The sequence below is a fragment of the Dankookia sp. GCM10030260 genome, from assembly GCF_042666655.1.
Lineage (GTDB): Bacteria > Pseudomonadota > Alphaproteobacteria > Acetobacterales > Acetobacteraceae > Paracraurococcus.
Window position 1 is genome coordinate 1,073,413 of record NZ_JBHTDE010000002.1, and the last position, 21,405, is coordinate 1,094,817.

Annotated in this window: 20 protein-coding genes and 1 tRNA gene; 12 read left to right on the forward strand and 9 right to left on the reverse strand. The window is 69.2% G+C overall.

Going from position 1 to position 21,405, the window contains the following annotated elements; genetic code table 11:
- The first annotated feature begins 64 nt into the window (after positions 1-64).
- Positions 65-1,180 carry an acyltransferase gene (locus tag ACFQS7_RS11485; protein WP_380067184.1) on the forward strand — a complete coding sequence of 372 codons (1,116 nt, stop codon included), beginning with the start codon at positions 65-67 and terminating at the stop codon, positions 1,178-1,180.
- Between the two features lie 51 nt (positions 1,181-1,231).
- Here the strand turns inward: ACFQS7_RS11485 and ACFQS7_RS11490 are convergent, their stop codons facing one another.
- From ACFQS7_RS11490 to ACFQS7_RS11520, 7 genes are all read right to left on the reverse strand, one after another.
- Positions 1,232-2,272, reverse strand: a complete 1,041-nt coding sequence (locus ACFQS7_RS11490; RefSeq protein WP_380067185.1) for a glycosyltransferase — start codon at positions 2,270-2,272, stop codon at positions 1,232-1,234.
- A gap of 100 nt (positions 2,273-2,372) precedes the next feature.
- On the reverse strand, positions 2,373-3,074 hold the full coding sequence (locus tag ACFQS7_RS11495) for a hypothetical protein (RefSeq protein WP_380067186.1): 702 nt from the start codon (positions 3,072-3,074) through the stop codon (positions 2,373-2,375).
- A 272-nt stretch (positions 3,075-3,346) separates the two neighbouring features.
- Positions 3,347-4,006, reverse strand: a complete 660-nt coding sequence (locus ACFQS7_RS11500; RefSeq protein ID WP_380067187.1) for a DsbA family oxidoreductase — start codon at positions 4,004-4,006, stop codon at positions 3,347-3,349.
- Positions 4,007-4,048: 42 nt separating this feature from the next.
- Complete coding sequence (locus tag ACFQS7_RS11505) at positions 4,049-6,370, reverse strand: FkbM family methyltransferase (RefSeq protein ID WP_380067188.1); 2,322 nt, start codon at positions 6,368-6,370, stop codon at positions 4,049-4,051.
- 136 nt (positions 6,371-6,506) lie between these two features.
- Positions 6,507-7,019, reverse strand: a complete 513-nt coding sequence (locus tag ACFQS7_RS11510; protein WP_380067189.1) for a GGDEF domain-containing protein — start codon at positions 7,017-7,019, stop codon at positions 6,507-6,509.
- A gap of 93 nt (positions 7,020-7,112) precedes the next feature.
- A tRNA-Ser gene (locus ACFQS7_RS11515) sits at positions 7,113-7,202 on the reverse strand.
- 63 nt (positions 7,203-7,265) lie between these two features.
- Positions 7,266-8,666, reverse strand: a complete 1,401-nt coding sequence (locus ACFQS7_RS11520; protein ID WP_380067190.1) for an MmgE/PrpD family protein — start codon at positions 8,664-8,666, stop codon at positions 7,266-7,268.
- Positions 8,667-8,825: 159 nt separating this feature from the next.
- Here ACFQS7_RS11520 and ACFQS7_RS11525 point away from each other — a divergent pair, with 159 nt between their 5' ends.
- The 11 genes from ACFQS7_RS11525 to mazG all read left to right on the forward strand — a co-directional run bounded on the left by ACFQS7_RS11525 (position 8,826) and on the right by mazG (position 18,390).
- Entirely contained in the window at positions 8,826-9,803 is a 978-nt protein-coding gene (locus ACFQS7_RS11525; RefSeq protein WP_380067191.1) for a lytic transglycosylase domain-containing protein, read from the forward strand.
- Positions 9,800-10,693, forward strand: coding sequence for a septal ring lytic transglycosylase RlpA family protein (locus ACFQS7_RS11530; RefSeq protein WP_380067192.1), 894 nt, complete (start codon positions 9,800-9,802; stop codon positions 10,691-10,693). The genes ACFQS7_RS11525 and ACFQS7_RS11530 overlap by 4 nt, the downstream gene beginning before the upstream one ends.
- A 77-nt stretch (positions 10,694-10,770) precedes the next feature.
- Positions 10,771-12,018: a D-alanyl-D-alanine carboxypeptidase family protein gene (locus ACFQS7_RS11535; RefSeq protein WP_380067193.1), complete on the forward strand. Its 1,248-nt coding sequence runs from the start codon at positions 10,771-10,773 to the stop codon at positions 12,016-12,018.
- Positions 12,018-12,650 (forward strand): dTMP kinase, encoded by a 633-nt coding sequence (tmk, locus tag ACFQS7_RS11540; RefSeq protein ID WP_380067194.1) that lies wholly within the window; start codon positions 12,018-12,020, stop codon positions 12,648-12,650. The genes ACFQS7_RS11535 and tmk overlap by 1 nt, the downstream gene beginning before the upstream one ends.
- On the forward strand, positions 12,647-12,868 hold the full coding sequence (locus ACFQS7_RS11545) for a hypothetical protein (protein WP_380067195.1): 222 nt from the start codon (positions 12,647-12,649) through the stop codon (positions 12,866-12,868). Before tmk ends, ACFQS7_RS11545 begins: the two co-directional genes overlap by 4 nt.
- Positions 12,865-13,023 carry a hypothetical protein gene (locus ACFQS7_RS11550; protein ID WP_380067196.1) on the forward strand — a complete coding sequence of 53 codons (159 nt, stop codon included), beginning with the start codon at positions 12,865-12,867 and terminating at the stop codon, positions 13,021-13,023. The genes ACFQS7_RS11545 and ACFQS7_RS11550 overlap by 4 nt, the downstream gene beginning before the upstream one ends.
- A 52-nt stretch (positions 13,024-13,075) precedes the next feature.
- Entirely contained in the window at positions 13,076-14,098 is a 1,023-nt protein-coding gene (locus tag ACFQS7_RS11555) for a DNA polymerase III subunit delta' (protein WP_380067197.1), read from the forward strand.
- A gap of 12 nt (positions 14,099-14,110) precedes the next feature.
- A complete protein-coding gene (metG, locus tag ACFQS7_RS11560; RefSeq protein ID WP_380067198.1) occupies positions 14,111-15,637 on the forward strand; it encodes a methionine--tRNA ligase in 1,527 nt (508 codons plus the stop codon).
- A gap of 4 nt (positions 15,638-15,641) precedes the next feature.
- Positions 15,642-16,418, forward strand: a complete 777-nt coding sequence (locus tag ACFQS7_RS11565) for a TatD family hydrolase (RefSeq protein ID WP_380067199.1) — start codon at positions 15,642-15,644, stop codon at positions 16,416-16,418.
- 6 nt (positions 16,419-16,424) lie between these two features.
- A complete protein-coding gene (locus ACFQS7_RS11570; protein ID WP_380067247.1) occupies positions 16,425-17,219 on the forward strand; it encodes an MBL fold metallo-hydrolase in 795 nt (264 codons plus the stop codon).
- 349 nt (positions 17,220-17,568) lie between these two features.
- Positions 17,569-18,390, forward strand: a complete 822-nt coding sequence (mazG, locus tag ACFQS7_RS11575; RefSeq protein WP_380067200.1) for a nucleoside triphosphate pyrophosphohydrolase — start codon at positions 17,569-17,571, stop codon at positions 18,388-18,390.
- A 227-nt stretch (positions 18,391-18,617) separates the two neighbouring features.
- Here mazG and ACFQS7_RS11580 read toward each other — a convergent pair whose 3' ends face one another.
- Together ACFQS7_RS11580 and ACFQS7_RS11585 are read right to left on the reverse strand one after the other, a co-directional pair.
- Positions 18,618-19,571: a pirin family protein gene (locus tag ACFQS7_RS11580; protein ID WP_380067201.1), complete on the reverse strand. Its 954-nt coding sequence runs from the start codon at positions 19,569-19,571 to the stop codon at positions 18,618-18,620.
- Between the two features lie 278 nt (positions 19,572-19,849).
- Positions 19,850-21,385 carry an amidase gene (locus ACFQS7_RS11585; RefSeq protein ID WP_380067202.1) on the reverse strand — a complete coding sequence of 512 codons (1,536 nt, stop codon included), beginning with the start codon at positions 21,383-21,385 and terminating at the stop codon, positions 19,850-19,852.
- Positions 21,386-21,405: the final 20 nt, after the last annotated feature.

Genomic DNA, 21,405 nt, shown 5'->3' on the forward strand with positions numbered 1-21,405 from the left:
AATTATTTTGGAGTGTGTTCGCCCGGCACTAGCGGCGCGACGGCCGCCTGCCGCAATCCGGCGCATGCCCGCCGCCCAACCCAGCGCCCGCCGCACCGATCTCGACCTGCTCCGCATCCTGGTCTGCGGCGCGGTGATCCTGGCCCATGCCCTGCTGATCTTCGCCGCCGAGCCGCGCTATCACGTCAAAAGCGCTGAACCCTGGGCGGTGGCGACGGTGGCCTATGAGGCGATGCGGATCGCCACCCTGGCGATCTTCTTCGCCCTGGCCGGCTGGTCGGCCGTGGCCTCGCTGCGGCGGCGGGCGGCGGGGCGCTACCTGCGCGACCGGCTGGCCCGCGTGCTGCTGCCGCTGGTCGCCGGCATCCTGCTGCTGGGCCCGGTGATCAAGTGGATCGAGCTGGGCCAGGGCCGCGACCTGCGGATCGGCGGCTTCCGTCTGGTGCCGCCGCCGGATTACGGTTTCCTCGAATTCCTGCCGCGCTACCTGACCCGGCTGAACCTGATGACCTGGTCGCATCTGTGGTTCCTGGCCTACCTCTTCCTCATCTCCCTGGCCCTGCTGCCGCTGCTGCAATGGCTGGCGCGCCGGCCGCTGGCCGAGGCGGTGCCGGGCCGCGCTGTCGGCTATGCGCCGGCGGCGCTGCTGGCCGGGCTGGTGGCGGGGACCGGGGCCTATTGGCCCTTCCTGCCGAACCTGGCGCAGGACTGGGCGAACCTGGGGTATTTCGCCGCGCTCTTCGTGCTCGGCGGGGTGCTGGCAGCCTGGCCGGGACTGGAGGCGCGGCTACGGGCGGAGGCGCCGGGGCTGCTGGCCCTCGCGCTGGCCGGGCTGGCGCTGGTGGTCTGGTGCGGGCCGTCCGTGCCCGGGCGGTTAGGGGTCGGGCTGTGTGCCTGGGGCTCGACCGGGGCGGCGCTGGGCTATGCCGGGCGGCACCCGCCGCCGGCTGGCAAGGCGATGGCCTGGCTGGGGGAGGCGACGATGCCGGTCTACGTGCTACACCATGTCCCGGTGCTGGCGCTGGGCGTGCTGGTGCTGCCGCTGGGCTGGGGGGAGCCGGTGGCGGTGCTGGCGATCTGGCTCCCGGCGACGGTGGTGTCCTTGGTGGCGTATCGCTGGCTGGTGCAGCCGTGGCGGGTGCCGCGAGTGTTGGTGGGGATGGGAGCCGCGAGGGGCTGAACCGTTCCCATTACTACACATTCACCTTTTGTCGGTCGATGTGGCTCCATCTTAGTCTTGGCAGACGCTCGCCATTGTCAAAATATGTTCCGCCGCTTCAAGGAGATGGTGTGCACCATTCCTCTCTTTCGCATAAGCGCGACCTTCTTCCGCCATTTCGGCCAGAAATACTGGATCAGCGAGCAGTGCCTCAGTGGTTGGGACCAACTCGTCCGTGTTAACAAGCCGTACAGCGCGGGTGCCCTCGTAGCGCTCCTGAATGGCGAAGCCATGCGCGACAACCGGAGTACCACAGGCCAGCGACTCGTAAATGGCCCGTGGTACACCCTCCCATAGTGACGCATGCACCATGAGGCGCGACCTGCCGATGATCTCCAGCGTGGCATCGTTCGGTAAGCCGCCGAGTAGGTGAATATCCGGCATACCTACCGCGGCTTGCTTGACCGCGTTGAGGCACTCGCCGTCGCCGACCATGGCTATGCGGTAGCGCCCAAAAAAAGCCTTCAAAGCAATCTGGTTCTTGCGCGGTTCGAAGCTACCGACATTGACGATATCAAAATCAGGCACCGCTCCCGCCCGCCGGGCGGCGTAAAGCCTGTCCGCCAAATCCCAGTCCAGATATTTCGCAAGGGTTCGGCATGGCAACGGGCGGCCAAGCGCCTTGTGGATGGCATCGATCTGCCCCTGGCTTTCCGTCAGCACGAAGTCGGCGCGCGCCAACATTGGATCCACGGCCATCCCGCCTAGAATCAATCCGACCCGCATAGTACCGACGGATATCTGGTTCAGCACGTGAGCGATAACATCGTACCCAAGTCCCTTGAAGATAAGAAGGTCCGGACTGTCTGCCTGAATCCGTTCGACCAGCACGCTAGAAACGGTTCTGTGGGGTAGCGCTCCCGGGTCATCAGTGGGAAAGTACGTAATGGGAACACGATTATCAAATCGTTCGCATTTTACATCAGGGCGATTATGGTATCGATAAATAGCCGCGTCATGGCCGAGGCGCATAAGCTCATCAGCAATGATTGCTTGTCGCACTTCGCCAAAAAGATACGATGTCGGGTGCGAGATGATAAAGCGGATTTTCATTCTTCTGCTCTGTACATATCTAGACCATACGGTTCTGGCGGGGAAAAGAAAATATATGTAATGTTGGCAATTGACCGCAATTCATTCAATCAATTTCACTCTAAGGCGCCTCCTTGTAAAGAAAAACTATCTCGTGATCTGTAAGGGTAGAGTCAAAATTTAGCTCTTTATTCAATAAACAGCAGATTGTATCATTTATTTTCTTTCGCCTAATCTTATGATTATGAGTCTCCATCGCAATTTTATTGACCGCATTTAAGTCATCACCATTTAAAAGATCAGTTGCAGCTCCCTCGATATCCACAAAAAGTAAGTTACATTTCTGGCGCGCGCATTTATTTTCATTGCAACGTACCAGCACACTGATTTTGTTTTTATTTCGGTGCAAAGTCGTATTAGACGGAATAACCGCGCCGTTATTCACATAGAAACTAACCATTGGATTTTTTGTGGCATAATTTTTGCCGCTCGCCAATCTTGCATCTTCAAGTGACAACGGCAGCTCATTTTGCTCGAAATTCAATTGCGCCAACCCAAGCGGTATCGGATTCGTATCATAGATAAAGACATTTTCTGCACCAGCAATTTTTGCCAATTTCATAGAAACTAACCCAATACAGGTCCCGCACTCAAGAATACGGCGACTAGTTTCCATTACTTTGGTGGCTAGCTTTCGTTTTTCGGACTCCCAAAATCCACGTTTTATTGCCATTTTATTATAATCGCTGAGGGCGTTCTTGTCTAATATGATTTGAAATCCATCAATCTCAAACGTTTCAGAAGCTACGATGCTGCTTTCCATCGTCAAATCTCCAAGCAGCCGAGTTTAGATATGTAGCACGCAACAATCTGAGTTACCATATAAGATGAAGATCGCCGGTCAGAGGGAGAGAATTGGCCGCCACAATTAATTTGCCGCGCGATCCTTACCGCTCAATAATTTTAAATATAAATTAAATACTTATGTGCATTAGCAACTACATTATTGGTATGCCAAAAAATATCCAATAACAAAAACTGCATTCTGTATAGCGGTCGGCATTGGTCTATTCATACCGAAATTCCAGTCCGGGGCTATCCCTCCACCAGCGCCACGTCCAGCAGCCGCTCCAGCACCTCCGGCTCCTGCGCCCCGGCGATCGCGTGCCGCCCGGCCACCACGAAGCAGGGGACGCCGTTGATCCCCAGCCGATGCGCCCGGAGGTTGTCGGCATGCACCGCCTCCACCTCCGCCACCGTCGCCAGGAAGCGCCGCGCCAGCGCCGCATCCAGCCCCAACCGCCCGGCGATCGCGGCCAGCGCCGCCCCATCGCCGATATCCACGCCATCCATGAAATAGGCTTCGAACACCGCATCCACCGTCGCATCCGCCATGCCGAAGCGGCCGGCCCAGCGCACCAGCCGGTGCGCGTCGAGCGAATGCGGCACCCGGCGGATGCGGTCGAAGCGGAAATCCAGCCCCTCCGCCCGGCCCAGCTCGGCGATGGTCCCGTGCAGCCGGCGGGCGCGTTCCTCGCCGCCGAATTTCCGCACCAGGTATTCCTGCCGCGGCACCCCCTGCGGCGCCAGGTCGGGGTTCAGCAGGAAGGGCCGCCAGATCAGCTCCGCCGCCACGTCCGGCCGGCTGCGCAGCATCCGCCGCAGCCGGCGGATGCCCAGGAAGCACCAGGGGCAGACCAGGTCGAAGACGACCTCGATCGGCAGGCGGGCGCGCGGTGGGGCGAGGATGTTCACCGGCGCATCCTAGCCTGCCGAAACACCTTCCGGCCAACCGTCTCAGCGAATCGTGGCGATCGCATCGCCGATGATGCGCGGCAGGCTGGCCGTCACCAGCGCCTCGTCCGCCCCGTCCGCGGCGACGCCGATGAAGTACCAGGGATGGCCCAGGTCGTCCCAGCTCTCCAGCCGGAACGGCCGGCCGAACAGGTCGAACAGCCGGTATCCCAGCCCGGTGAAGTAGCTGAAATACTCATGGCGGTCATAGCCATAGGCATCTGCCGCATCCTGCCGGGAATTCTCGAAGACGATCACCGGCCGGGACACGGCCAGGGCCCGCTCGGCGCCCTGCAGCGCGCGGAATTCGCCACCCTCCAGGTCCAGCTTGATGAAGCGCCAGGGCTGGCTGGCCCCCTCCAGCAGCCCCTCCAGCCGCACGGTCTGCACCGACAGCTTCTGCTCATCCGGCTGGAAGGGGTAGTCGCGCGCCTGCAGGCCGCTGTAGCCATCGGCGTTGCGGATCCAGTGGAATTCCGCCGTGCCCTCGCGGTCCGACAGCGCGACCTGGTGCAGTTCGAGCTGCGGCAGGCCGCGCTCCACCGCGCCGGCGCGGAGCGCGTCCGCCAGCACCGGGATCGGCTCGATCGACAGCAGCCGCCCGGCGGGGCCGACCCGGGCTGCCATTGGATAGCTGTGCAGGCCGTGGTTGGCGCCGGCATCCACCGCCAGGTCGCCGGGCCGCAGCACGGCGCCGTAGAGCCCGGCGATGATATCCTCGAACAGGTTGTGGCTCTCCTGCAGGGCGAAGAGCCGGGCGGTGTCGACGATGCTGCCGTCGGCGGTGCGCACCGGCGGCAGGGCGGGCCGCGGCGGCGCCGGGGATGCGGCCGGGGCGGCGGTCGCCGGCTGCCACGCCGTCGGCGTCACGCCGGGCCCTGGCTTGCGGAACAGGAAGAAGGTGTCGTCCTCCCGGTCCGTCATGTCGAAGCCGAGCGCGCGCAGCCCCGCGGCGAGGGCCGCCCGGTCGATGTCCTGCGGCGGGTACCAGGCGCGGAAGGTCTCCGCCACCTGCACGACGAAGCCGGCGGCCTCGGCCATGGCGATGACATCGGCCGGGGCATATTCCCGCACATGCGGCGGGTAGTTGAAGGCATGCCGCCGGCGCAGCAGGTGGCCGATGGATTCGAGCGAGGTGATGTTCGGCGTGGTCAGCACCAGGCAGCCGCCCGGGCGGAGGATCCGCAGGCTCTCCCGCAGCAGGTTGACCGCGCCTGACTTCAGGAAGGTCCGCAGCTCGCCCGGGGAGGCGGCGGCGGCATGCGCGTCGTTGAGGTGCTGCAGCACCTCCAGCGCCAGGATGGCGTCGGCGGAGTCGTCGAGCGCCGCGAAGGGGAAGCGCAGGTCGCCCTCGATCGGCCGCAGCACTGCGCCGCGCTGCTCCTCGACAAAGCGGCCGATACTCGAGAGTCCGCCCAGCTCGACCACCTCGCGCGCCGGCATCAGGGCCGGCGCGGCACGCTTCCAGGTCTCCAGGTAGCGCCGCCGATGGGTGTCCAGGTATTCGTCGCGCGGCTCGGCCGCGAGCCAGGGCTCGAAATCGGCCAGGCCCGGATCGGCGGCGCGGTGCGCCGCCTCCTGCAGGATGCGGCCGAGTTCGGCCTGGAGCGTCGCCTCGGCCTCGCTGCCGGCGACGACGGCGATGCCGTACCAGGGGATGTCCGGCCGCTGCCAGTCGGCAGGACCGAAGGGCCGGCCGAACAGGTCGAGCACGCGGTAGCCGAGCCCGGCGAAGGCGGCGAAGAAGGCCGCCGGGTCGTAGCCATAGGCGGCGGCGGCGGCGGCGCGGGAATTCTGGAACACCAGCAACGGGCGATGCCTGGCGATGGTCGCGACGCCGCCCCAGAGCGCCGGCAGCTCGCCGCCCTGCAGGTCGAGCTTGGCATAGCGCCAGCGCCGCTGCTCCCCGGCCAGCAGGGTGTCGATCGTGGTGCAGGGCACCGGGGTCAGCGCGGTGTCGGGCGCCATCGGGTAGGGGCGGGGCCGCAGCCCGCTATAGGCATCGCCGTTCCGCACCCAGTGGAATTCCCGCTCGCCCGCCCTGTCGGCGAGCGCCACGGCGTGCACCTTGAGCTGCGGCAACTGCCGCAGCCGGGCATCCCGCTCAAGCCGTTCGGCCAGCCAGCCGATCGGCTCGCAGGCCAGGACGCGGCCGGCGGAGCCGACGCGTTGCGCCATGGCCAGGGAATCGCGCCCGCGGCCGGCGCCGCCGTCCAGCGCCAGGTCGCCCGGCTGCAGGACGGCGCGGGACAGGCGGAGGATGATGTCCTCATAGGCTTCCGCATTGCCCAGGATGGAGGAGAGGCCGGGAATCGTCTGGTCCATGCCCTCGCTTACCTCATAGGCCTTGGGCCGCGACAGCACCTGGCTGTTCGATACGCAGCACGTTCAATGCGCCTGGGGGATAGCAGAGGCCCCAGACCTTGACGAGTTGGCCCGGCGGCGGTCCTGGCGCCGGGCCTCACTGATCCAGGATGATGCGGCTGCCGCCGGCTTCCTGGGCCGCCGCCAGCGCCGCCCGCGCGCGGTCCATGAGCGCCTGGGCCGAACTGCCCGGACCGTGGCCGAGCGCCAGGCCGAGACTGCAGCGTAGCGCTATGGGCCCCTGGGGCGTTGCCAGCGGGGCTGTCTCCAGCATCCGCTGCAGCCGCTCCGCGGTGCTGCGCGCCTGGGTGGTCAGGGCTTCCGGGATGCAGATGCAGAAGCCCTCCGGCAACCGGCCGACCAGGTCATGGGCCCGGAGCCCGCCCCTCAGCCGATCGGCGATGGCGAGCAGCGCGGCGTCGCCGATCTCCGGCCCATGCCGGGCGGTAAGGCTTCCGAGCCCGTCGATGCCGATGGCGAGCAGCGCGACCCGCGGCCCCTGCGGCTCGGAAAGGTCGAGTGCGGCTTCGAGGAAACGGTGCATCGCCGGCAGCGTCGCGGTGCCGGTCAGGGCATCGCGCTGATCGCGCCGGTTCCGATCGGTCATCATCCGTGCGGCCCAAACTGTTCCTGAACCGCATGAAGCGCGGCGGGATTGCCGGATCATTAAGCCAGGCGAAGCGCTCAATCCTGAAATCTTATCTGGCGGATGGGGTGGGATTCGAACCCACGGTGCGGTTGCCCGCACGCCAGTTTTCAAGACTGGAGCCATAGACCGCTCGGCCACCCATCCAGCGGCCGCAAGCTAGCCTGCGGCACCCCGCGCCGGAAGGCACCCCGGCGGCATTCCTGCGGGCTATTCCCCGGCCAGCCGCGCCGCCATCATCGGCGCGCCGAGCCGCATCACCCCGTTCACGTCCGCCGCCTTGTCGAGATTGACCACCGCATCGGCCAGCAGCGCCGCCCGGTCGGCGCCCAGCACCGCATCGGCCAGGCCGTGGAACTTGGCCCGCAGCTCCGCCTCGGTGAGGAAATTCTCCGGCTCGCCCTTGGCCACCTTCACCAGCCGGACATGGTCCTGGCCGCGGGCGCGGACCGTCAGCTTGCCCGACATGTAGGTCGGGAACAGCGCCTCTACCTCCGGGTCCTCGACGCAATTCACCTTGGGCAGCAGCGCGCGCACCTGCGGGTCCTGCAGATGGGCGTAGCTGTCCCAGCCCATGTGGCCGAAGACAAGGCCGCAGCTGACCACGAAGGGGCCGCTGAACTGGCCGTCCACCACGTTCTGCGGGTTCTGCTTGTAGGCCAGCGGCGCGCCGACCAGCAGCATGCCCTTGTTGGGCAGGCCCATGGTGATGCTCTCGATCTCCTCCGGCTTCAGGCCGAGCTCGGCGCGCAGCGCGATCGCCGCATCCACCGCGGCATGGCCGTAGCGGCAGGACGGGTAGGGCTTCACCGCCGTCTGCATCAGCTCGAACTCGGTGCCCAGCCCCTGCAGCGCGCGCTCGGGGATCGGGTTCGGCGCATAGGCGCGGAGGAACCCGGCCTTGCCCTCGAAGGCCTCGGCCGCGCCACGGAAGCCCTCGCGCGCCAGCGTGGCCGAGGCCAGACCGTTCATCGCCGACCAGCCGACCTGGAAGCGCTTGGTCCAGGCGCCGTTGGCAAGGAATTGCAGGCTGCCGGCGGCGGTGCTCAGGGCGATGCCGAAGGCGTCCTGCATCCCCTTGGCGTCCAGCCCGAAGACCCGGGCCGCGGCGGCGGCCGCGCCGAAGGCGCCGCAGGTCGCGGTCGGGTGGTAGCCGCGGTCGTAGTGGTCGCCGCCGGGCAGGGCGACGGCCAGCCGGCAGGTGACCTCGTAGCCGGCGACGATGGCGGACAGCACGGTGTGGCCGCTGGCGCCCACCATCTCGGCCGCGGCCAGTGCCGCGGGGATCACCGGGGCGCCCGGATGCAGCGTGCCGGCCGCATGGGTGTCGTCGAAGTCGAGGCTATGGGCCAGCGCGCCGTTCAGGAAGGCCGCCCCCGCCGGGGTGTAGCGGGCGGAATCGCCCAGCACGGCCGAGCCGCCGGCCGCCAGGCCCAGTGCCCGGGCGGCTGCCAGCAGCGCCGGCGTGGATTCCGCGTCGTGCCGGCCGCGGACGATGTTGCCGACCAGGTCGAGCACCAGGAAGCGGGTGCGCTCCTGCACCTCGGGCGGCAGGGTGGCGAAGTCGAGGCTGGCGCAGTAGGCGGCGAGCTCGGCGGTGACGGCGGGCATGGACGTGCTCCCAAGGATTGCGATGATCCTAGGATGCGCGGCGCGCCCGGCCAAGCCGGGACGTCGGTCGCTTGGCCAGGGCCCGCCGACGCCGAGGATCGCCGGGCCGCCATGCCATTCGCGTTGCGGTGGCCCGGCCCGCATGGCATTGCCGCGTCCATGCTCGTACGGCGCACAGTTCTCGGCGGAGTCGCGGCGCTTGCCGCCGTTCCCGTCATCATCCCGCTTGCTCGGGCCCAGTCCGGTTTCGACGCCTTCCTCGAAGGCGTCCGGGCCGAGGCACGGCGTGGCGGCATCTCCGCCGCCACCCTGCAGCGGGCCTTCGCCGGCCTGAAGCCGAACCAGCGGGTCATCGAGCTGGACCGGCGCCAGGCCGAAGGCTTCCTGACCTGGGAGGAATACCGCGACCGCATCATGGTGAACCCGACGCGGATCGCCAACGGACAGCGCAATTACAACGACAGCCGCAGCCTGTTGCAGGCGATCGAGACCCGCTTCCGCGTCTCGCCGCGCGTCGTCGTGGCGATCTGGGGCGTCGAGACCAATTTCGGCAACAATACCGGCGGCTTCGGGGTGGTCGAAGCCCTGGCGACCCTGGCCTGGGAAGGCCGCCGGGCCGCGTATTTCAGGAAGGAGCTGCTCGCCGCGCTGCGGGTGCTCGACGGCGGCCATATCGCGCCGGGGCGGATGACCGGGTCCTGGGCCGGCGCTATGGGCCAGCCGCAGTTCATGCCGACGAATTTCGAGCGCATGGCGGTCGACTTCGACGGCGACGGGCGACGCGACATCTGGGACAGCCGGGCCGACGCGCTGGCCTCGATCGCCCACTACTTCCAGAAATCCGGTTGGCGCGAAGGCGAGCCCTGGGGCCGCGCGGTCCGGCCACCCGCCGGCTTCAGCCTGGACGACGCCGACACCGAGACCAAGCGCAGCCTGCGTGACTGGGGCCGCTTGGGCTTCCGCGCCGAGGATGGCGGGCCGCTGCCGGCCTCCGAGCTGGAAGCGACGATCGTGCGGCCGAACCGCGGCAGCGGCCAGGTCTTCCTCGGCCACCACAACCTGCGGGTCATCCGGCGCTACAACCCGCCGGTGAATTACGGCCTGGCCGTCGGCCTGTTGTCCGACCGCTTCGGATGAGGCGGCTCCGCCGGGCGGTGCTGGCCGGCGGGCTGGCGCTGGCCGCCTGCACCCCTGCGCCGGCGCCGCAGCCCGACGGCCGCTACATGCTGGGCGAGCCCTATTCCCTCGGCGGGCTCTGGTCCTACCCGAAGGAGGAATTCGGCCGCATCGAGACCGGCCTCGCCGCCGTGCTGCCGGATGCGCGCGCCGGCCGCCGCACCGCCAACGGCGAGATCTTCGACCCCGCCCGGCTGGTCGGCGCGCACCGCACATTGCAACTGCCGGCCATCGTCACCGTCTTAAACCTGGAGAACGGGCGCGAATTGCAGGTCCGGGTCAACGACCGCGGCCCGGTGCAGCCCGGCCGGGTCATCGGCCTGTCGGCCCGCGCCGCGGCGCTGCTCGGCATCCCCGGCGGCGGCACCGCCCAGGTCCGCGTCACCGTGGACGATGCGCCGAGCCGCGCCCTGGCCCGCAGCCTGCCCACCGATGAGCGGGGCGGCGCCCAGGTGGAGGCGGCACCGGCGGCAACCGTCGAGCGGGAGACCCTGGCGCCGCTCCCCGGCGCCCGCCAGTCCGAGCGGGTGCGCGCGGCGCCGGCCGGCCGCAGCGCCGCGACCGTGGTGGATGCAGCCGCCGAATTGCCACCCAACCCGCTGCCCGAGACGCTGCGGCAACGTCATCCCATGCCCGGCGGGCTGCAGGTGGAAGCCGGGACATTCTTCCGCCGCGACCTGGCGCTGCGCCAGGCCCAGCGCATCGGCGCCCGGGTCGAGCCCTTCGGCCAGGGCCGCCAGCCGCAATACCGCGTCCGGCTCGGCCCCTATCCGGATGCCGCCAGCGCCGACCGGGCGGTTGCCGCGGTGCTGGCGGCCGGCCTGCCGGAGGTTAAGCTGCTGGTCGAATGAGGCCGCACAACCGCTTGAAGCGGGTCACCAGAACCGCGTATGCGGGGGGAGCGAAGCCCGCCGGAGTCCTCCCCGCCATGTCGTCCCGCGCCGAACCCAAGGGCGCCTCCCGCCGCGCCGTCCTGCTCCCCGCGGCGGCGGCGCTCGCCGCCGGCACCTTGCCGCTGCCGGCCCTGGCGCAGCAGCGCCCCCAGGCGGGTGGCCGCAATGCCGCCCGCAGCCCGGCGCCGCCGCCCGGCTCGCCGGCGACCACGCCGCTTGGCCCGGTCGATACCATCGCCCGCCAGGCGCTGATCATCGACTACGACACCGAGGCCGTGCTGCTGGAGAAGAACGCCGACGAGCGGATGCCGCCGTCCTCGATGTCGAAGCTGATGACCATGTACGTGGTCTTCGACATGCTGAAGAAGGGCCGGCTCAAGCTCGACCAGGAATTGCCGGTCAGCGAGCGGGCCTGGCGCATGGGCGGCAGCAAGATGTTCGTCCAGATCGGCAACCAGGTGCCGGTCGAGGCCCTGATGCGCGGCGTGGTCGTGCAGTCCGGCAACGATGCCTGCGTGGTCTTCGCCGAGGCGATCAGCGGGTCGGAGAGCCAGTTCGCCGAGTTGCTGAACCAGGAGGCGAAGCGGATCGGCCTGAAGGACAGCAACTTCCGCAACGCCACCGGCTGGCCTGACCCCGAGCACCGGATGACGGCGCGCGACCTGGGCCGGCTGGGGAAGCGGATCATCGCCGACTTCCCCGAATACTACAAGGTCTACAACGAGCGCAGCTTCACCTGGAACGGCATCAGCCAGGACAACCGCAACCCCGCCTTGGCCCGGGTTCCCGGCGCCGACGGGCTGAAGACCGGCCATACCGAGGAGGCCGGCTACGGCCTGACCGCCAGCGCGAAACGCGGCGACCGCCGGCTGATCCTGGTGATGAACGGCCTGCCCAGCATGAAGGCGCGGGCCGAGGAGAGCGAGCGGCTGCTGGAATGGGGCTTCCGCGAATTCGAGAACGTGGTGCTGTTCAAGGCCGCCGAGGTGGTCGAGGAGGTGCCGGTGCATCTCGGCACCAGCCGCCATGTGCCGCTGGTCGGCGGCCAGGACATGGTGGTGACCCTGCCGCGCAGCTGGCGCAACAAGCTGCAGGCCAGGCTGCAATACGCCGCCCCGGTCGAGGCGCCGGTGCTGAAGGGCCAGGAACTCGGCAAGCTGCTGGTCTCCGGCCAGGGCGTGCCCAACCTGGAACTGCCGCTGCTGGCGGGCGCCGATGTCGAGCGGCTCGGCCTGCTGCCGCGCATCCCGGCGGTCATCGGCTCCTGGTTCGCGGGCAGCTGATGGCACGCGGCCGCTTCATCACGCTGGAAGGCGGCGAGGGGGCGGGCAAGTCCACCCAGGCGCGGTTGCTGGAAGCGGCGCTGGTCGCCGCCGGCCATCGCGTGGTGCGGACGCGGGAGCCGGGCGGTGCCGCGGGCGCCGAGGCGATCCGCGGCGTGCTGCTGGGGCCCAAGGGGGACGACATGCCCTGGGACGGGGTGGCGGAATGCATGCTGCATTTCGCCGCGCGGCGGGAACACGTGATGCGGACCATCCGCCCGGCGCTTCACGCCGGCGCCTGGGTGATCTCCGACCGCTTCGCCGACAGCACCATGGCCTACCAGGTCTACGGCCAGGGCGTGCCGCGCGGGGTCTTCGACGCGCTGGCCGCGGTCGCGCTGGAAGGCCTGGCGCCCGACCTGACCCTCGTGCTGGATATCGGCCCGGCCGAGGGACTGGCCCGCGCCGCCGCCCGGGGCGAGACCAACCGCTACGAAGCCCTGGACCCGTCCTTCCACGAACGGGTCCGCGCCGGCTTCCGCGCCATCGCCGCGGCCGAGCCGGCGCGCTGCGCGGTGGTGGACGCGACCGCGGCGCCGGAGGGTGTGGCGGCCGAGATCCTGCGGCTGGTGCGGGCGCGGCTCGGCGCGTGAGCCTGGGCGAGGTCGAGCAGGTCAAGCTCCGGGCGAACGCGATCGACCGCGCCTCGACCGCGGCGCTCAATGCCGGCGTGATCCTGCCGCTGGCCGGGCTGACCCTGTTGCCGGGCCGGATTGCCGTGGCGGATGTGGTCGCCAATGCCTATATCTGGGGTGCGGCGGCCTATGCGCTGCATGTCATGGCCCGACGAACGCTGCGGAGGCTGGAATGACCCTCAATCTGGAACTCCTCTCGGCGAACCTGATCATCGCGCTGTCGCTCGTCGGCGTGGTCTGGGGCTCCGTCCTGCTCGACGAACGCAAGGATCGCGCCCGGCGGGCGCGGGAGCAGGCGCAACGCCCCGCCGACGCCGCCCGAAAGGGCTGATCCCGGTCCCGCTGCCGTTCCCGCCGGCCGGCACATGGCCTAACCTGCCCGCGTGAGTCCCCCGCCCGAACCCCGCGCCAATCCCGACCTGGTCGGCCATGACGATGCCGCCCGCACGCTCGAGGAATCGGCGCGCTCGGGCAAGCTGCACCATGCCTGGCTGATCGCCGGCCCGACCGGGGTGGGCAAGGCGACTCTCGCCTATCGCTTCGCCCGCTTCCTGCTGGCGGGGATGCCGCCCGCCGTGCCGGGCCGGCCGCCGCTGGAGGTCGCCGAGGCCGACCCCGCCTTCCGCCGCGTCGCCTCCGGCGCCCATGCCGACCTGTTCACCCTGGCCCCGAGCCTCGGCAGCAAGGGCGGGACGAAGGAGGTGCTGCGGGCCGAGGAGGCGCGCGGCGCGCTGCGCTTCATGGCGATGACCGCGGCCGAGGGCGGCTGGCGCGCCCTGGTGGTGGAGGAGCTGGAGCGGGTCGACCGTGCCGTGGTCCCCAACATCCTGCTGAAGACCCTGGAGGAGCCGCCGCCGCGCACCGTGCAGCTGCTGGTCACCAGCGCGCCCGACCGGCTGCTGCCGACCATCCGCAGCCGCTGCCGGCGGCTGGACCTGTTCCCGCTGGCGCAACCCGTGATGCACCGGCTGCTGACGCAGTGGCTGCCGGAGATGTCGGGACCGGATCGCCTCGGCCTGGCCGGCATCGCCGATGGCTGCCCCGGCCAGGCGCTGGTCCTGGCGGAAGGCGAGGGGCTGGTGCTGCAGGGCATGGTCGAGGCGGTGCTGGCCGAGCTGCCGCGGCCCGACCCGCGCCGCGCCCATGCGATGGCCGATGCCATCGCCGGGAAGCGCGACGCCGCGGCGCTCACGCTGTTCCTCACCTTGCTGCGGCGGGCGATCGCCGCCGGGGTGCGGGAGGCCGGGCGAGGGGGGGCGGCACCGCCCTGGATCGCCGGGCGTTCGCTTGCCGATTGGTCGACCCTGTGGGACAAGCTCGGCCGCCTGGCCGACGAGACCGAGCGACTGAACCTCGACCGCAAGCAGGCGGTGCTGACCGGCCTCGGTTGGCTTCCGATCCGCTGAAAAGGCCCAGCGATGGCAAGCTTCTACTTCACCACCCCGATCTATTACGTCAACGACAAGCCGCATATCGGCCACGCCTATACGTCGCTGGCGACCGACGTGCTGGCCCGCTGGAAGCGGCTGGAGGGGCATGACGTCTTCTTCCTGACCGGCACCGACGAGCACGGCCAGAAGGTCGAGAAGGCGGCGCAGGATGCCGGGATGGACCCGCAGGCCTTCACCGACCAGGTGAGCCAGAGCTTCCGCCTGCTGGCCGAGCGCATGGGCTTCAGCCACGACGACTTCATCCGCACCACGGAGCCGCGCCACAAGGCCGCCTGCACCGCGCTGTGGGAGGAGCTGGTCCGCCGCGACGAGATCTATCTCGGCCATTACGAGGGCTGGTACGCGGTCCGCGACGAGGCCTTCTACGGGCCGGACGAGCTCGTCGAACGCGACGGGGTGAAATATGCCCCCTCCGGCGCCCCGGTCGCCTGGGTGAAGGAGCCGTCCTACTTCTTCCGCCTGTCGAAGTGGCAGGACTGGCTGCTGCGCTACTACGAGGACAATCCCGGCTTCATCGCCCCCGCGTCGCGCCGCAACGAGGTGATGAGCTTCGTGAAGTCGGGGCTGCAGGACCTCTCGATCAGCCGGACCTCCTTCACCTGGGGCATCCCGGTGCCGGGCGACCCGGCGCATGTGATGTATGTCTGGCTCGACGCACTGACCAACTACGTCACCGCCGCCGGCTACCCGGACACCGGCGCCGAGCGCTGGAAATTCTGGCCGGCCGACGTGCATTTCGTCGGCAAGGACATCGTCCGCTTCCACGCCATCTACTGGCCGGCTTTCCTCGAGGCCGCCGGGATCGCCCCGCCGAAGCGCGTCTTCGCACATGGCTGGTGGACGATCGAGGGGCAGAAGATGTCGAAGTCGCTCGGCAATGCCATCGACCCGCTGGCGCTGATCGAACAGTACGGACTGGATCCGCTGCGCTACTTCCTGCTGCGGGAAGTCCCCTTCGGCAACGACGGCGACTTCGCCAAGTCGGCGCTGATGAGCCGCAACAACGGCGAGTTGGCCGATACGCTGGGCAACCTGGCGAACCGGACGCTGTCGCTGATCCAGCGGAACTGCGAGGGCCGGCTGCCGGCCGTGGCCGCGGGCACGGAGGCCGATGCCGAGCTGCTGGCCGGGCTGATCGCGCTGCCGGCAGCGGTCGCCGCACATCTGGAGGCCCAGGAATTCCACCTGGCGCTGGAGGCCATCATGGCCCAGGCGCGGGCGGCCAACGGCTACATCACGCTGCAGGCGCCCTGGGCGCTGAAGAAGACCGACCTCGTGCGGATGGGCGTGGTGCTGCGGCACCTGCATTCGGCGCTGCGGGTCTTCGCCACCGTGCTGCAGCCCTTCATGCCGGGGACGACGGCGGCGATGCTCGACCAGCTCGGCGTGCCGCAGCAGGCGAGGGGCCTCGCCGACCTGGCGGTGCCGCTGCCCGAGGGCACCGCGCTGCCGCCGCCGGCGCCGCTGTTCCGCAAGATCGAGGATGCGGCGTAACAAGATGCTGGTCGATAGCCACTGCCACCTCGACTACTTCACCGAAGCCGAGATCGAGGCCATCCTCGGCCGGGCCCGGGAGGCCGGGGTCGGCCGCATGGTCACGATCGGCACCCGGGTCGGCCAGGCCGCGACGGTCAAGGCGCTGACCGAACGCTTCGCCGATGTCTGGGGCACCGTCGGCGTCCACCCGCACAATGCCGGGGAGCCGGAGGGCATGCCGACCACCGCCGAGCTCGTGGCGCTGGCCGACCACCCGCGCATCATCGGCATCGGCGAGTGCGGGCTCGACTACTTCTACGACAAGGCGCCGCGGGAGGCGCAGCAGGAGGGTTTCCGCCGGCATATCCGGGCGGCGCGCGAAACCGGCCTGCCGGTCTGCATCCATGCCCGCCAGGCGGACGAGGACATCCTGGCGATCCTGCAGGAGGAAACGGCGGCCGGCGGCGCCTTTCCCTTCCTGCTGCACTGCTTCTCCTCCGGCGCCGGGCTGGCGCGGGGCGCGCTGGCGATGGGCGGGTATCTCTCCTTCTCCGGCATCCTGACCTTCCCGAAGTCGCCGGAGATCCGCGCCATCGCCGCCGAGGCGCCGGCCGACCGCATCCTGGTCGAGACCGACAGCCCCTACCTCGCGCCGGTGCCGCTGCGCGGCAAGCGCTGCGAGCCGGGCTATGTCGCGCATACCGCCCGCGTGCTGGCCGAGACCCGCGGCCTCGGCATCGCCGAGGCGGAGGCGCTGACCACGGCGAATTTCTTCCGCCTGTTCGCCAAGGCGGCCTGAGCCTTGCTGCGCGTCACCTTGCTCGGCTGCGGCGGTTCGGGCGGCGTGCCGCTGCTGGGCGGCCGGGACGGGGGCGGGGAGTGGGGCGACTGCGACCCGGGCGAGCCACGCAACCGTCGCACGCGGACCGCGGCGATGATCGAAGGCCGCGCCGGCCGGCTGCTGGTGGATGCCGGGCCCGACCTGCGGCAGCAGATGCTGGCCTGCCGGATCGGCAGCTTCGACTCGGTGCTGTTCACCCATGCCCATGCCGACCACATCCTGGGCATCGACGACATCCGCCAGGTCAACCGCACGCTGGGCCGGGCGATCGATGCCTGGGGCACCCGGACCACGCTGCAGAAGCTGGACGACCGGTTCGACTACGCCTTCATCGGCCCGACCGAGTTCTTCTTTCGTCCCGCGCTCGAACCAAAGCGGATCGCGTTCGGGGAACGTTTCGAGGCCGCCGGCATGACGGTGGAGGTCTTCCGGCAGGACCATGGGGTGATGGACACGCTGGGCCTGCGGATCGGCGGCTTCGGCTACTCGACCGACGTGGTGAACCTGCCGGAGGAAAGCCTGGCGGCCCTGGAAGGCCTCGACACCTGGGTGGTCGGCTGCTTCCAGCACCGGCCGCACCATGTCCATGCCAACCTTGACCGGGTGCTGGAGTGGGTCGCGCGGCTGCGGCCGCGGCGCACGGTGCTGACCCATATGGGCCCGGCGATGGACTACCGGAGCCTGCTGCGCGACCTGCCGCCCGGCGTCGAGCCCGGCTTCGACGGCATGGTGCTGGAGGTGCCGGCCAGCGCCGCCTGAAACATTGAGCAGCAAGACCTGAGTTCCGCCACGCCGCCGGCTGGGCGAGGCTGAGCACCTGGCCGGGGGGCCAGGGGGACCGCATCCACGCACCAAGCCACGGGAAGCCCGGCGCCATCCACAGGCGCGGACCGGCTTTCCCCCGACTTGTCCCCAGGGCTTTATTTTCCATAATATATCTTATGCGGCATTTGTGCCATGTGGACGGTACGTACCACGACGGGTCTGTCGGCAGGCTTGGCGCCGGCGCGGCGCCCCGCCTGCTCTCCCGTCCAGACGCCGCAGGATCCGGCCCCTTGCCAGCACGCCGTGCCTCTGCTGTTGGGCCGCACCCGCCGGAGACCCGCCCATGCCCGAGACCTCACCCCTTGGCCCCGAGGCCGCCCTGGCCCGGCTGCTCGACACCATGGCCCGGCTGCGCGCCCCGGTCGGCGGGTGCCCCTGGGACCAGGTGCAGAGCTTCGAGACCATCGCCCCCTATACCATCGAGGAAGCCTACGAGGTCGCCGATGCCATCCGCCGCGGTGACCGCGCCGCGCTGCTGGACGAGCTCGGCGACCTGCTGTTCCAGGTCGTCTACCACGCGCGGATCGCGGAGGAGGGAGGAAGCTTTTCCTTCGCCGATGTCGCGGAAACTATTCACAGGAAGATGGTCTTGCGCCATCCGCATGTCTTCGGCGACGCAACGGTCCGCGACGCCGCCTCCCAGACCGCGGCCTGGGAGGTGCAGAAGGCCGCCGAGCGCACCGCCCGGGCCGAGACCGGCACCCTGGCCGGCATCCCCGAGGGCCTGCCCGCCCTGATGCGCGCCAACAAGCTGACCCGTCGCGCCGCGCGGGTCGGCTTCGACTGGCCGGAACCTGCCGCGGTGCTCGACAAGCTGGAGGAGGAGGCCGCCGAGTTGCGGGCCGAGCTGCCCGAGGCCGATCCGGCCCGGCTGGCCGACGAGGTCGGCGACATGCTGTTCGTCCTCGCCAACCTGGCCCGCAAGCTGGACCTCGACCCGGAGGAATGCCTCCGCGGCGCCAATGCCAAATTCGCGCGGCGCTTCACCGGGGTGGAACAGCGGCTGGCGGCGCGGGGAATGGCGCCGGGCGATGTCGGGCTGGAGGCCATGGAGGCGGAATGGCAGGCGGTGAAGCGGTCGGAAAAGGGGCTCCTGCCCGGCTGAACGGCCCACCGTAAAGCAATTTACACGCGCTCATGGCGCACCGGAAGCCCGCAGATTCGTTTTGATAAACAAGATAATTCTTAACAAAAATCTGAAAAATCTTCACTCCCGCTGGCGACAAGCCGCCCAAGGACGCTGATTTTGCAGAACGTTTGCGTCCATATCGTGAACATGCTCTGGGTGACGTGGTGCTGGGGGCGGCCTCCAAGCCGCCCCCTGCCCTTGCCTCAGCCCTGGCTCGGCGTCCCCGCCCGCATCCGCACCGTCTCGGGCAGCGGGATGAACTCCTGGTCGTCGGTGGGGACCTTGGCGAAGCGCTGGGCCTGCCAATCCGCCTTGGCCTGTTCGATCCGCTCGCGCGACGAACTCACGAAGTTCCAGAAGACGTAGCGCGGCCCGTCCATCGCGGCGCCGCCGAGCAGCAGCAGCCGCGCCCCCTGGGGTCCCGCGGTCAGGGCCAGCCCGTCGCCGGCGCGGAACACCAGCATCCGGCCCGGCTCGAAGCTGTCGCCGCCGACCGAGACCGATCCCTGCAGCACATAGGCGGCGCGCTCCTCATGCCGGTCCGGCAGCGGCACCCGGGCGCCCGGGGCCAGCACCGCATCGGCGTAGAACAACGGCGAGGCGGTCTCGACCGGCGCCCGCATCCCCCAGCCCTCGCCCGCGATCAGCCGCAGCGTGAGCCCGCCCTCCTCCGCCAGCGGCAGCGTCGCGGCCGGGTGGTGGTGGAAGGCCGGCGCGGTCTCCTCGGCGGCCTTGGGCAGCGCCACCCAGGACTGGATGCCGGACATGGTCCGGGTCGCCAGCCGGTCCGCGGCGCTGCTGCGCTCGGAATGGGTGATCCCCCGCCCGGCGGTCATCCAGTTCACGTCGCCCGGCAGGATCGGCTGGTCGGAGCCCAGGCTGTCGCGGTGCTGGATCCAGCCCTGGAACAGGTAGGTGACGGTGGACAGCCCGATATGCGGGTGCGGCCGCACGTCCAGCCCCTTCCCCGCCAGGAACTCCCCCGGCCCCATCTGGTCGAAGAAGATGAAGGGCCCGACCAGCATCCGCTGCGGTGCCGGCAAAGCCCGGCGCACCTCGAACCCGCCCACGTCATGCGCGCGGGGGATGATGACCAGTTCGACATCCTTGGGCGGCGCGGCGGTGGCGGCGGGGTCCTCGGCGGGTTGCCAACTCATGCTCTCGCTCCCTCTCTCTCTCTAGAGGGGCGGATATGGGTCCGGACCCGGCCTCGCGCGAGGCGGGCCGCCCCCCTGCCCGTTCACGGAGAAGCAGGTATTTCGGTGCGACTCAGCAAGGCCGGGGAGAAGCTGTTCTCCCCGGGCCCCTCATCTGTTTCGCCGAGTCGGCACCTGTCGCGCGGCGGATGCCAGGCCCACAAGAAGGAAGGGCGGGGTTCGGAGAGGAAATACTTTTCCCTCCCCGATCTTTCCTTGCCATGTCTCGAAACAGGCATTCAACTCGCGGTCAGCGACTTCCAGTCGACCCCGGCCTCGAAGGCCGCGGCGGCGCGGTAGATCGTCGCCTCGTCGTACATCTTGCCGGTCAGCATCAGCCCCACCGGCAGCCCGTCCGCCAGGCCGCAGGGGATGCTCATCGAGGGATGGTGGGTGCAGTCGAAGGGCGCCGTGTTGGGCAGCACCTCGAAGGCCCGCTGGATGATCTCGGTGGTCGAGGCGCCGGCGGGCGGCAGCTTGGTCGCCGCCATCGGCAAGGTCGGCATCGCCAGCAGGTCGTACTGCGCCAGCACGTCGTCGTAGGCGCGGCGCAGCCGGCGGACCAGGTTCTGCGCCTTGGCGTAGTAGTGCCCGCGATGCCGCGTCACCATGTAATGGCCGAGCAGCATGGTGTTCTTCAGCGTCTCGGAGAGCTCGTCCGCCCGGCCGCGCCAGGCGCTGTGCGCGTCGAGCAGCGAGTTGACATAGAGCCCCTGCCAATTGAAGCCGAAGCCGTTGCCATGCATCATCTGCACCGTCGCGCCCTCGGCCGCCACCGGCAGCCAGATGGCGGCGCCCAGCGCATGCATGGGGATCGAGACTTCCTCGACCACGGCGCCGAGGCCGCGCAGCCGGTCGGCGGCCTCCCGCACCAGGGCGTCGTTCGCCTCCTGCGACTGCGGGTGGCCGAAGCCCTCCTTCACCAGGGCGATCCGCATCCCCTTGATGCCGCTGCCCATCTGGTCGCGGTAGGCCGGCACCGGCGCGGTGGAGTACTGCCGCGGATCGAGCCCGTCCGGGCCGGCCAGCACCTCCAGCATCAGGGCATTGTCCTCGACCGTGTTGGTCATCGGCCCGGTATGGTCGAGGGTCAGCTCGATCGGCATGATGCCGGAATAGGGCACCAGCCCATGCGTCGGCTTCATGCCGTAGATGCCGCAGAAGGAGGCCGGCATGCGGATGGAGCCGCCCTGGTCGCCGCCGAGCGCCATCGGCACCTCGCCCAGCGCCACCACCACGCCGCTGCCGGAGGACGACCCGCCGGCCGAATAGCCCATGCGGTGCGGGTTGTGGACGGGGGCCGGCGCGCTGGTGTGGCTGCCGCCGGAGAAGCAGAAATACTCGCAGACCGTCTTGCCGACGATGGTGCCGCCGGCATCGAGGATGCGGGTGATCACCGTCGCATCCACATCGGGCACATAGCCTTCGAGCGTCGAGGCGCCGTTCATCATCGGCACGCCGGCGACGCAGATGTTGTCCTTCACCGCGACCTTCTTGCCCTTCAGCTTGCCGGTCGGGGCGCCCTCGATCGTCGACTTGACGTACCAGGCATTGTGCGGGTTCTCGGCCGCGGTCGGGCGGCGCCCCGGGGTGCGGGGCCACTTCACCTCCGGGACCTCGTCGGTCAGCTGGTCGACGATGTTGTAGGCGGCGATGCCGCCTTCGAGGCAGGCGCGGTGCTGCGCCAGCTCGTCGTCCGACATGGTCATGCCGAGCTCGCCGGCCACCTTGCGCAGCTCATCCGTGGTCGGCAGCCTCAGGGTTCCGAGCGGCATGGTCGTTCCTCCTTCGGGGT

Excerpts from the sequence above, each read along its gene's own strand:
- ACFQS7_RS11520 (WP_380067190.1), bottom strand. The coding sequence starts at position 8,666 with ATGCCCGCCGTCACCGCCGAGCTCGCCGCCTACTGCGCCAGCCTCGAC.
- metG (WP_380067198.1), top strand. The coding sequence starts at position 14,111 with ATGGCAAGCTTCTACTTCACCACCCCGATCTATTACGTCAACGACAAG.
- ACFQS7_RS11550 (WP_380067196.1), top strand. The coding sequence starts at position 12,865 with ATGACCCTCAATCTGGAACTCCTCTCGGCGAACCTGATCATCGCGCTG.
- ACFQS7_RS11485 (WP_380067184.1), top strand. The coding sequence starts at position 65 with ATGCCCGCCGCCCAACCCAGCGCCCGCCGCACCGATCTCGACCTGCTC.
- ACFQS7_RS11510 (WP_380067189.1), bottom strand. The coding sequence starts at position 7,019 with ATGATGACCGATCGGAACCGGCGCGATCAGCGCGATGCCCTGACCGGC.
- ACFQS7_RS11495 (WP_380067186.1), bottom strand. The coding sequence starts at position 3,074 with ATGGAAAGCAGCATCGTAGCTTCTGAAACGTTTGAGATTGATGGATTT.
- ACFQS7_RS11525 (WP_380067191.1), top strand. The coding sequence starts at position 8,826 with ATGCTCGTACGGCGCACAGTTCTCGGCGGAGTCGCGGCGCTTGCCGCC.
- ACFQS7_RS11585 (WP_380067202.1), bottom strand. The coding sequence starts at position 21,385 with ATGCCGCTCGGAACCCTGAGGCTGCCGACCACGGATGAGCTGCGCAAG.
- ACFQS7_RS11490 (WP_380067185.1), bottom strand. The coding sequence starts at position 2,272 with ATGAAAATCCGCTTTATCATCTCGCACCCGACATCGTATCTTTTTGGC.
- ACFQS7_RS11535 (WP_380067193.1), top strand. The coding sequence starts at position 10,771 with ATGTCGTCCCGCGCCGAACCCAAGGGCGCCTCCCGCCGCGCCGTCCTG.
- mazG (WP_380067200.1), top strand. The coding sequence starts at position 17,569 with ATGCCCGAGACCTCACCCCTTGGCCCCGAGGCCGCCCTGGCCCGGCTG.
- tmk (WP_380067194.1), top strand. The coding sequence starts at position 12,018 with ATGGCACGCGGCCGCTTCATCACGCTGGAAGGCGGCGAGGGGGCGGGC.
- ACFQS7_RS11580 (WP_380067201.1), bottom strand. The coding sequence starts at position 19,571 with ATGAGTTGGCAACCCGCCGAGGACCCCGCCGCCACCGCCGCGCCGCCC.
- ACFQS7_RS11565 (WP_380067199.1), top strand. The coding sequence starts at position 15,642 with ATGCTGGTCGATAGCCACTGCCACCTCGACTACTTCACCGAAGCCGAG.
- ACFQS7_RS11505 (WP_380067188.1), bottom strand. The coding sequence starts at position 6,370 with ATGGACCAGACGATTCCCGGCCTCTCCTCCATCCTGGGCAATGCGGAA.
- ACFQS7_RS11530 (WP_380067192.1), top strand. The coding sequence starts at position 9,800 with ATGAGGCGGCTCCGCCGGGCGGTGCTGGCCGGCGGGCTGGCGCTGGCC.